Here is a 10,646-nt window from a genome sequence, read left to right as displayed (position 1 = left end):
AAAACATTAAGCAAACGCTCTTTAAGCAACACCATCCTAAGAATGCATCCCTTTAGATAAAAGCCTCAAAGACGCGTCCTATTGGTAAAACTTTCAAGCTACTCACATTTGCTTAGGCAAAAGCGCATTCTATCGTTGTAAAGCTTAAGGGGGGCTTAGGGGTTAGGTGCAATCAAAATCTTTAGACGCGTTCAAGATTTTCATCCCCACAGCGTGGTAGAACATGCAACGCACATTGGCTTGGTGCAAGTGCCATGTGCTCAAATCCTGATTGAAGTTTTGGGTGTAAGCAAACATTTTATACATATTCATCACCTTTTTGGTATTCCAGTTTGCTAGGGTCTGGTTAAAACTCTTGGCATAAAAAAACATCTTTTGCATGTCAGTAACATGGCTGGTATCCCATGTGTTTAGAGGTTGGTTAAAGGCAAAAGCTCCATAAAAGAGATAGGACATATTGGTTACATGGCTAACATTCCATGCGCCTATGGGTTGGTTAAAGCTAGTCGCGTATTTGAACATGCCCTGTAAATTCGTGGCATTAGTTGGGTTCCAATGCGCGATCTTGCCATTGAAGTTATAGGTCAAGCTAAACATGTAGCTCATGTTTTCTACATGGCTAACATCCCATGTGTTGAGATTTTGGTTGAAATCCTTACAGCCATAAAACATAAAGCTCGTGTCCTTGACATGTTGCATCTCCCATGCGTCTAGGGGAGCATTAAACGATGCGAGCGCAAACATGGCTTTCATATTCTCTGCGCTACTGGTGTCCCAATTATTTAAAGACACCCGCACCTCTCTTCCCATAAACAACCCCTCCATATTTTTGACATGGCTAACATCCCAAGTTTGGATACCCTCCAAATCTGCGCGTCCCTCTAAGGCATGGCAATGTTGGTAAAATTCCACAATTTTGCCATATTCGTTATCTTGCACTTCCCATAAAATCCCACTTTTGATAGGGAGCTGTTGGAGTCGCGCGTAGATATTCTCTTTATTACAAAAGAGGTAACTCATGTCTTCAATGAGACCGGTGTTGATAGTTTCTAATGCCACGCTGGGGTCTTTTAATAGCGCGATGAGTTCTTGTTTGGTTTGGGGGTAGTGCAAAAAGGTGAAGAGATTAGAGGGGGTGCTAGGAACATCGGAGGCGCTTTCAAGCCGTGTACCTAAAAACATGCCCTGTGTATTAGCCTGCTGTAAACCTTTCCACATGTGGAGATCTTGGTCAAAATGCGTGGCATCGGCAAACATGTAGCTGAAGTTTTGGCGGGGTTTATGGGCGCGATTCCAGCGATTCCAACGATTGAGAGGTTGGTTAAAAGACTTGGCACGGTAAAACATGTAACTAAAATCTACGCCTCTAGAAGTGTTCCACGCGTTTAGGGGTTGGTTGAAATTAGTGGCATTAGCAAACATGTAACTAAAATCCACACCCTTAGCGGTGTTCCAGCGCGCTAAAGGTTGGTTGAAGCTGATCGCGTTAGCAAACATGTAGCTGAAATTCCTCACGCGAGCGGTGTTCCAGCTCTTGAGAGGTTGGTTGAAACGCACCTGATTCATAAATAACCCCTCCATGTTTTCTACATGGCTGACATCCCATGTTTCAATCCCGCTGAAATCTTCACGGTAGGGAGTGCAAATGCCTTTTCTCTCTAGAGGGCTTTGTAGACAAAAGAGGTAGCTCATGTCAGTGATGTAGCGCGTGTTGATTTGGGAGAGCGCGGTGTTGGGGTTTTTTAAAAGCGATTGTAACTCGGTTTTACTTTTTGGAGTAAACATGACACGGGCATGCAAGGGCAGGCACAGAAACAAAAACACCAAAAGAACCCCCTCCAAGACGCTTTTTAAACATAAGATAAGGGACATGCTCACCTCGCAATGAACTGGGCATATACGCATACTAGGGTATGATATAGCTTGGCATTCTAACATGAAGTCTCTTAAAAAGACAATGGAGCGCAAACATTTTTAGTTTCCATTATGAATATAAAAAAAATTTTTATATTTTAGCAAGTATTAAGTAATACGATAATATTATTACTAATAAAATAAGACTAAGGATTTTTAGATGATGGGGTGGCATGTTCGAATGTCTAATGGGTTGCATGGGGAGCTCTCCTCTGGGTGGGCGCGGAGTTTGATGATCGCCACCTTAATCGCGTTTCCCTTGCATGGCGTAGGGATTAGGGGCTTCAGCCCAACAGACACGCCCGGTTCAAATCCAAGCGATCCCTTCCTAGAAGATAGTAAGAAAATCGAGCAGATTCAACACCATGAACATACCAATGAGGGCGATCACGATCATATTCCCCCAACTAAACCAGCTCTCTTAAAAAACACCTCTGCTAAAAAACCAACCCCTCTAGGCGAGCAATCTAGTTTTTTTGCGGGCTTCAACTACCAAGCTAGCGGTCTTGGTAATATGGTGCGCTATGCTAATAGCACGGGCATACACACCCCTACCATGGGTTTCCCCCCCCTAATGGGCGTGGGCGTGCAGGTGGGTTACAAGCACTTCTTTGGCAAGAAACACACCTTTGGGTTGCGCTACTTTGGCTTTTTTGACTATAACCACAGCCGTTTTGGGGTCATCACTTCCAAAGAACAGCCCTTTAGCTTTGGTCCTTATAGCTTTAGAGAAACAGATAGTTACGCTGGGGCTTATGCTGCCAATCTCTACACTTATGGAGCAGGGCTAGATATGCTCTATAATTTTTTCTCCAACAAGTATTTCATTGTTGGTTTAGCCCTAGGGTTTCAGCTAGCTGGGGATAGCTGGGCGACTTCTATCCAAACAGAAATTCAAAACTACACCAAAACACATAAGGACTCCAGCTACAGCCCGGCTAATTTCCAATTTCTGGTGAATTTTGCGTTCCGCGCACAATTTGCTAAACGCAATGGGATTGAGCTTGGGATCAAAATCCCCACAATCACGCACCGCTACTTTAGCATCACAAACGCCAATGGGGATAGTTTGCAAGCCAGCGTGCGCCGTCTTTATGCTTTCCAGATTAGTTACCTACGCGATTTTTAAGCTAATTCATAGGCGCGCATCTATATAAAGGTTAAGCGCGAGCGCGATTAACCGATTTTAAGAAAAATCCATGTAAAGGACAATGATGCGTGCTAAATCTCTTATTGCCCTCTCTTTGGTTTCTCTAGTTTCTGTGTTAGGAGCCGCTGATGGGAGTGGGCTTTTTATCGGGGGGGGTTACCAACAAGGTAAAGCGCAATTACAAATGCAAGATAAAGGCAAAACTACAACTCTTACCGCCCCGCTAAGGGGTTTGGAATCCAAATAGGTTACCAGTTGTTCCCGCTCAAGTATGTCGGGGTTAAGCTTTATGGGTTTTTTGACTACGCCCATGCACAAGGCATTGAGTTTGCCTCTAAGAAAAACGCCTCTGGCAACCCGCTGGTGTGCCAAGCCCCCGTGGTAAAACCCCCCACCACACCCCCTCCCGTGCCGCCAATCCCTGTGCCACCTACCATTCCTGGACTCCCCCCCGGTTTGCCCAATGTGGGCTTACCTAATTGCCAGCTCAATGTCATGGGTATCTTGCAGGAATTGATAGGGAGCAATAAGCCTATTGCCCCCAATATGCTCACCTATGGTGCAGGGGCAGATGTTGTGCTCAATGTGATCAATAACAAAGCGATGGCTTTAGGGGTGGTGGGGGGCATCCAATTTGCGGGCAATTCGTGGATTTTAGCCACGCCCGATTTTAAAGATGTCGCCCTAACTTATGTGGGGTTGGATAAAAAACCTACGAACTTCCAATTCTTGTTCAATGTCGGGGGTAGGGTGCGCTTGCTAAAGCACAGCAGTATTGAGGCTGGGGTCAAATTCCCCATGATGAAGAAAAACCCCTTCTTGAAAACCAAGAACGATGGCAATCTCTATATCCGCCGTCTTTACTCTTGGTATATCAATTACACTTTCACTTTTTAGGGCGCGCATAAGCAGGCTGAATTAAGGGGATATTCTCCCCTTGAAAGCGCGCTCGAATGAGAATCTTGTAATGCCCCTCTGAGGGTAAATTAAAGGGGTGTAGCTGGCAGGTAATCTGTTTAGTGTTCTCCACACATTCGGGCTCTCTAAAAGGCTGTAGGTGATCCCTACCCCTGATGAGAAGCACGGACAATTCTAAGGGGGGGGCTTGGGACTGGAGTTTTTCCACCACAATACGCACCTGATTATGGCGCAAGCGCAACCAAAGTGTGGGTGTGCTTTGGGTGAGATAATAGGGAAATAGAGGGGTTAGACTTTGATCTTGACTCAACAACACAAGATCGTAATTTTGCAAGAAGGCGCGGTAATGGGCTAGCATGGTGTTGATATGCGCGTCTGTGAAAGTGTGTTTTTCTAAATAAGAGTTGTCGTCTTGGGGGGTGTTCTTAATGGCAACAACCACTAGCGCGCTCACCAAAACCACCCCTAGCAAAAGTATGGCTAAAATTCCCAAGGGCCAATAATTCTTTTCTCTAGCGTTCATGGTTTCTCCCAAAGAAATAGGCATAGAAAAACAATGCTAAGAGAGAACAGAGCAAGACATAGAGCGTTGTTTTGATGAGACTATTATGGTTTTCTTCTTGGATATTGTTTTGCAAATGCACGCGGTATTTTTGCGCGATCGCATCAGCCATGTAGGTGTAACCATTGAGTAGGGCAAAGGAAAAGCGGGCGTTGTTCTCTTGCATATCATCTCCCCATTTCTTAGGTAAAAAGGGCGCGATGCGCTCAAAAAATATCTGATCCACGCTGAGTAAATCGGCAGGATTGGTAACAATGGCAATTTTCTGGGCTTGAAAATAGGCAAAGAACGCTACAAAAGGACTTTTTAACTCTTTTAAGCGCGCCTGCTGGTAATCTAAGCGCGCCTGCTTGTCTTGCAAGCCTGTATCTACGACAAACAACACCAAAGAAACCCCGGTTTTTTCTTGCAATTCTGCAGAAACGCGTTGCACTAACGCCACACTCTTAGGCACAAGGTGCAAAGCCACATTGCCACGCACAAAGCCCGGGTCGGCTAAAAGCCCCCCCCATAGCAAGAGCACCAGCCTAAGCGCGCGCCCCACTTAAACCGCAAACAAGAAAGTAGGTTTAATGAAGTAAAGCACCACTGAGATGACAAACAAAATGATGAGAAACAACCCTAGCAATTTTTCCATACCCGTAAACATGTTATTCCTTACTCTGATAGAATTGGCGATCTTTTTCAAACATTTGAATCTTGCCCGTGTCTAACTTGTAGTAATGTGTGGCCTCTTCTTGCTGGATGCGCACCGCCTTAAAGCCAAGAAAAGCCACCACGCCCAAGAGCACCACCACCACAAGCCAATACCCTAACAAACCATTGAGCCATTTCATCATTCCTCTCCTCGCAAAGACTGGATGTAGTGGGCGAGCGCGCGCACCTGAATATCGTTGAAATGCCGGTAAGCAAAGCTAGGCATCTCCCCAATATGCCCCTTTTTACCCTTGTCCAGAACCTCTTTGAGGAACACCTGTGTGCCATAGTGGGTTAAATCCGCTGCCATGCCACCCTGCCCCTTGCCATCTGCCCCATGGCAACTTGCGCACATGTTTGCAAAGATCGTCTCACCTTTTTGCACCAACTGCGGGTTGCTGGTGTGCTTGAGATCAGAGATTTTTCCCATCACATAGCTAGCAACCGCTTTAGCGTCCTCATCGCTCATTTCAAGGGGAGGCATCTCCACAGCCTGATAACCCAAGCCCACAGAACCCTGTTTGATGATCTCCATAATCCCAGCCTCCTTACCCCAATTCACTAAATTACGCGCGGTGTTATCTAAACCGGTCGCCTCTAGACCATGGCATTGTGAGCATTGCACCAAAAAGATTCCCTGCCCCATTTGCTCCAAATCCTTAGCGCTCAAATTTTTCCAACGCGCTTCAAAATTGTGGTTATACTTGGCGATCTCTTTATTGTATTCCCCAATTTGGGAGTAATTGAAAAGCGGATAGCCAAGAAAAATATACCACACACCCCACACAATGATGGCTAAAAAGCTGATGATCCACCCAGAGGGGATATTGTTTAAAAACTCAGCGATCCCATCGTATTGGTGTCCCCCATTGTAAAGATTGCCCCCACTAGTCTTCTCACGCATCGCCTTGAATAAAGAGGAGCTCATGCTCAAAGTGAGCACCAAGATCACTAGGGCTGCCCCTAGCGCAAACAAATTGATATGGTCTTTCAAAATATCCATTTAGCCTCTTTTGTGCGGATTTAGAGATGGGCGGGGTTCTATGGGCGCATCGTGGAGCTCATCTTGGAGCGCGAGTTGGCTATAGCGTTCGTAATCCGTGATGCCCTTTTTGTCTTTCACATACATGCTAACGATGTAGGCGTAGAGAAACAGCGTGAAGAGGATTGTAAAAAAGACATAGGCAAGCCCTCTAATTGTGTCTAAATCCATCAATGATTCTCCTTAGTGGGGGTGGAGTGGGCGATCCTAGACTGCCCTAAGCTGTTCAAATAGGCGATCAAGGCTACAATCTCCTTAACCCGCCCTTCCTTGAGAGCTTGGGCGATTTGGGGGTTTTGCATGTTGTCTACGATGGCTTTTGCCTCTTCTAAGAAGAGTTTCTTAGCCTCTTTGATATCGCCTAGCTTGACTCCATTGGGGGTGTCATAGGGCACGCCAAAGATTTTTTTCTCTGCGTAAGCCTCTGCATAGGCGGTGTCAAAATCGCTATCTTTGACAAAGAGATGTTTGTAAGCGGGCATAATACTTCCGGGCACCACGCTAGTGGGCTCCAACATGTGTTTTTCATGCCAAGCGGTGGTGCGCACATCACCCACGCGGTGCAAATCCGGTCCAATGCGTCTAGAACCCCATAGAAAGGGGCGATCGTAAGCGTATTCCCCACTCAAGCTATAAGCCCCATAGCGTTGCACTTCTGCTTGAAAAGGGCGGATAAGCTGGGAGTGGCAATTATAGCACCCCTCTTTGATGTAAACCTGCCGTCCGGCGGTTTCTAAAATGCTATAGGGTTTTAGCCCCTCAATGGGTCTAGCCGACTTGAAGAAGTTAGGCAGAATCTCTACAATCCCCGCAATGGCAAAGGCAACCACGAAAGCTAGAGTAAAAAAGAACGGGTTTTTTTCTAGGAAATCAAACATGGCTACTCCTTAGCGCACACCCATAGGTGTGGCGTAAGCGGTTCTTTCTCCAACACACGCCCTTTTTGGATCGTCATCAACACATTGTAAAGGAAGATGAAGAACCCAACTAGATACAAACTACCCCCTATACCCCTAATCACATAGTAGGGGATCAACACCCGCACGGTGTCGATGAATTGGTAGACTAAATTGCCGTATTGATCCACATCGCGCCACATCATGCCCTGTGTGATGCCCGCCACCCACATGGAGGAGAAGTAGAGCACAATCCCCAAGGTCATGAGCCAAAATTGCACATCCATCAATTTAGCCGAATACAACTCTCTTTTGAAGACGCGGGGCACCATGTGGTAGACCGCTGCGATCATTGTAAAGCCCACCCAGCCCAACACGCCGTCATGCACATGCCCGATGATCCAATCGGTAAAGTGGGCGAGCGCGTTAACAGAGCGGATCGCTTGGATGGAGCCTTCTAAGGTGGAGAGCATGTAAAAGGTGCTAGCCAAGACCAAAAACTTGATCAAGGGCGATTCTTTGAGTTGATGCCATTGTCCTCTAAGAGTGAGTAGCATGTTGATAGCTGTCCCCCAAGAGGGCAAAATCAAGATCACCGAAAAAACAGAGGAGAGGGTTTGCACCCAATCAGGCACGGTGGAGTAAATCAAGTGGTGTCCACCCGCCCAGATGTAGACAAACATCAAACTCCAAAAAGAAAACAAGGTGAGCTTGTAAGAGAAAATAGGTTGTCCGCTTTCCTTGGGCAAGAAGTAATAGATCGTGCCAATCACCCCGCTGGTGAAGACAAAGGCCACCGCATTATGCCCCCACCACCACTGCACCAACGCGTCATTACTGCCCGCATAAAGCGAAATGGAATGCCACACACTCCCCATGTTTGCCACAAAGTAGGTAGGGATAGAAAGATTGTTGAAGATATACAGCACGGCGATCCCCACATAAGTGGCGATGTAATACCACAGGGATACATAGATCGTATTTTCGCGCCTAACCCCCATGCTCCCAAACATGCTAACCCCCCAAAGCACCCACACGATCACCACCAAAATATCAATAGGCCAAGCTAGTTCGGCGTATTCTTTACTTTGGGTGATGCCCGCAAGCAAGCTCACTACACCCGCCACCAACGCCGCAATCCACACCCAAAAATGCAAATAGCCCACCATCTTTAAAAACGGGTGGTCGTGGTAGGTGATCTTCAAGACCCTTTGCCCGATATAATACCAGCTCGCCCAAATACCCCCCAAAGTGAAGCCATAGATGACCCCATTGGTGTGGAGGGGGCGCAAACGCCCAAAGATACTATACTCTCCGGCGATGTAATTGAGTTTAGGAAAAGCCAGCTGGAACGCCAAGATCACGCCAATCACCATGCCAATGACCCCAAAGGCGATCATGGCGATAATGAAAAGGCGCGCTATAGAGTAGTCATACTCCGCGACCTCCCCCCTTGCTACCCCAACAGATTTGGCGTAGCCTTGTTGCATGCCAACATCCATGCACACTCCTCAATCTAGTTTAAAAGGCTTGAGTATAGCATAGTTTCTAGCGAAGTCGGCTAATGAAATGGACTAAAATAGCGCGCTTGCTTGGGTGATGAGGGCTTGATCGGCGCTCAAATCTAAATAGCTAAAATGCGCCCCGCTCTGTTGTGTGCCCTGCAATAAATCCCCCGAATCGCGGTATTTGAGATCTAAATTAGCAATCTCAAACCCATCTAGGGTTTTGCTAAATTCCTGTAAACGGGGGTTATCAGTGTTATGCGTGAATAAAAAACAATAGCCTTTACCGCCCAAGCGCGCGACCCTGCCCCTGAGTTGGTGCAGGGTGGCTAACCCCAAGCGTTCCGCTCCCACAATCACGATGCTAGAGAGTTTAGGCAGGCTGATCCCCACTTCTATAAGGGTGGTGGTGAGTAAAATATTGCCCGCTTTGGCAAACTCTTCCAACACTTCCTCTTTATCCGTGTCTTTTCCGCTGGTGATATAGACTTTTTCAAAGTGTTTTTGCCAATAAAGCGCACCCTGTTTGAGGGGCATATAAGTGGCGCGCGTGCTCTCTTCTACAAGGGGATAGATGATGACGACTTGTTTATCTTGGGCGATCTCTTGGTGGATATGGTTTAATAGGGCGTTGAAGTGGGTTTTATCAATCAAGTGAGTGGCGATGTCTTTGTGGTAAGGTTTGTCTTTAATGAGAGTGGTTTTGACAAATTTTGCGCCCATCATCGCTAGGGTTCTGGGGATGGGGGTAGCAGAGAATTGCAGATAATGGGGCTTGTGCACAAAACCATCTGCAAACCCCATACGCGCGCGCTGTTCTAGATCATGGCGTTGTTTAGTCCCAAAGCGGTGTTGTTCATCACTGAGCACTAGAGCGACTTGAGACATGTCCAAGGGCGCGTATAAAAGGGTGGTTGTGCCGATGATAAAGGTCGCTTCTTGCAGGGTTTGCAAGGCTTTCTTGGGGGTATACCCCCCCAAGAGTAATGCCACTTTGATATAGGGAGGTAAGAATTTGCGCGCCTCTTCATAGAGTTGTTTAGCTAAGATGCTAGTGGGTGCCATTAAAAGGCTTTTATAGGGCGCAGCTAAAGCCACACTGGCTAGAATCACCATCGTTTTACCACAACCCACATCACCCATCACTAGACGCTTGCTAGCTAATTCCCCTTGCATGTCCTCTTGGATACTAGCGATCGCGCGTTCTTGATCGCAGGTGAGATCGAAGGGTAGGGTTTGGATAAACTCTTGAAGAGCTTGGGTATTGGCATGCCCGGCAAATTTACTAGGAAACTCCCATTTTTTGCCACTCAAGCGCAACATATAAACCAGCGCCTCGATAAATTTGAGCGCCTCTAGGTATTTGCCAAAAATGCCTTTATGGGCATCAAAGGCGCGCACAAATTCTAAAGTGGGATGGAAGAGTAGACTGATGTCTTGGATCATCTCTTGGGATACGCCCACTAGGGCTAATTTGGCAAGATTGTCTACACTCAAGACTTGGCGCACAAAATTAGAATAATTTTTAATGGCTTTTTGGGCTTTGAAAGCGCGGGTGTATTTGGCTTCTTGTTTGAAGTACAAGGCGATGCTTTGGGGGTTTTGGATCACTTGGGGCTGGGTGATTTGGAGCGCGCCGGTGTAGTTGTTGTGGCTAATCTTGCCATAGACGAAGTAACGCTTTTGGGAGAGGACTTGGGTGTGGTAAGCAGAGTAATTAAAGCAGACTAATTCAATCTCGCGCTGGAAGGCTAGGGCTAGGGCGCGCACTTTGAGCACTTTAGCCGCACTCATGCCCAAATACTGCACTTCTAGGCAACCTTGTTGGTTTGGCTGGAGATTTTCTAAAAGCATGTAAATGCTATACCCCTTGGGGGGGTGCAACACGAGTTCTAAAAAATCTACCAAGCAAAGCCCTACGCCTAAATCCAGTTTGCTATCTAATCTAGCCACCAACACACCT

Annotated in this window: 8 protein-coding genes and 3 pseudogenes; 2 read left to right on the top strand and 9 right to left on the bottom strand. The window is 46.8% G+C overall.

The annotated features are described in order from the left end of the window. Positions 1 to 162: 162 nt before the first annotated feature. Positions 163 to 1,824, bottom strand: a complete 1,662-nt coding sequence (locus tag EAO33_RS03330) for a BspA family leucine-rich repeat surface protein (RefSeq protein WP_235853029.1) — start codon at positions 1,822 to 1,824, stop codon at positions 163 to 165. A 550-nt stretch (positions 1,825 to 2,374) separates the two neighbouring features. Between EAO33_RS03330 and EAO33_RS03325 the strand changes: the two are divergent. Continuing rightward, positions 2,375 to 3,043: pseudogene (locus EAO33_RS03325) on the top strand (outer membrane protein); the annotation flags it as partial. Between the two features lie 82 nt (positions 3,044 to 3,125). Then, a pseudogene (locus EAO33_RS09895) lies at positions 3,126 to 3,961 on the top strand (outer membrane protein). On the opposite strand, the gene EAO33_RS03310 reads toward EAO33_RS09895, so the two are convergent. From EAO33_RS03310 to recG, 8 genes and pseudogenes are all read right to left on the bottom strand, one after another. Next, the gene (locus EAO33_RS03310) at positions 3,951 to 4,505 is read right to left on the bottom strand and encodes a hypothetical protein (RefSeq protein WP_120944965.1); all 555 of its coding nucleotides are present in this window, start codon (positions 4,503 to 4,505) and stop codon (positions 3,951 to 3,953) included. The pseudogene EAO33_RS09895 and the gene EAO33_RS03310 sit on opposite strands and share 11 nt — an antisense overlap. After that, positions 4,495 to 5,088 carry a hypothetical protein gene (locus EAO33_RS03305; protein WP_235853026.1) on the bottom strand — a complete coding sequence of 198 codons (594 nt, stop codon included), beginning with the start codon at positions 5,086 to 5,088 and terminating at the stop codon, positions 4,495 to 4,497. Before EAO33_RS03305 ends, EAO33_RS03310 begins: the two co-directional genes overlap by 11 nt. Before the next feature lie 106 nt (positions 5,089 to 5,194). Further along, positions 5,195 to 5,383 (bottom strand): DUF4006 family protein, encoded by a 189-nt coding sequence (locus EAO33_RS03300; protein WP_235853025.1) that lies wholly within the window; start codon positions 5,381 to 5,383, stop codon positions 5,195 to 5,197. Continuing rightward, positions 5,380 to 6,243: a cytochrome-c oxidase, cbb3-type subunit III gene (gene ccoP, locus EAO33_RS03295; protein WP_120944963.1), complete on the bottom strand. Its 864-nt coding sequence runs from the start codon at positions 6,241 to 6,243 to the stop codon at positions 5,380 to 5,382. The genes EAO33_RS03300 and ccoP overlap by 4 nt, the downstream gene beginning before the upstream one ends. Beyond that, positions 6,244 to 6,453, bottom strand: coding sequence for a cytochrome c oxidase, cbb3-type, CcoQ subunit (locus EAO33_RS03290; protein ID WP_120944961.1), 210 nt, complete (start codon positions 6,451 to 6,453; stop codon positions 6,244 to 6,246). After that, positions 6,453 to 7,160, bottom strand: coding sequence for a cytochrome-c oxidase, cbb3-type subunit II (gene ccoO, locus EAO33_RS03285; protein ID WP_120944959.1), 708 nt, complete (start codon positions 7,158 to 7,160; stop codon positions 6,453 to 6,455). Before ccoO ends, EAO33_RS03290 begins: the two co-directional genes overlap by 1 nt. A gap of 9 nt (positions 7,161 to 7,169) precedes the next feature. Beyond that, positions 7,170 to 8,668: pseudogene (ccoN, locus tag EAO33_RS03280) on the bottom strand (cytochrome-c oxidase, cbb3-type subunit I). An 84-nt stretch (positions 8,669 to 8,752) separates the two neighbouring features. Then, positions 8,753 to 10,615, bottom strand: coding sequence for an ATP-dependent DNA helicase RecG (gene recG / locus EAO33_RS03275; RefSeq protein WP_120944987.1), 1,863 nt, complete (start codon positions 10,613 to 10,615; stop codon positions 8,753 to 8,755). Between the last annotated feature and the right edge of the window lie 31 nt (positions 10,616 to 10,646).

Origin of the sequence: Helicobacter labacensis (assembly GCF_003660285.1) — a bacterium.
Taxonomy (GTDB): Bacteria; Campylobacterota; Campylobacteria; order Campylobacterales; family Helicobacteraceae; genus Helicobacter; species Helicobacter labacensis.
Note: the sequence above shows the minus strand (reverse complement) of the source record. Positions and strands in the feature narration are given on the sequence as shown.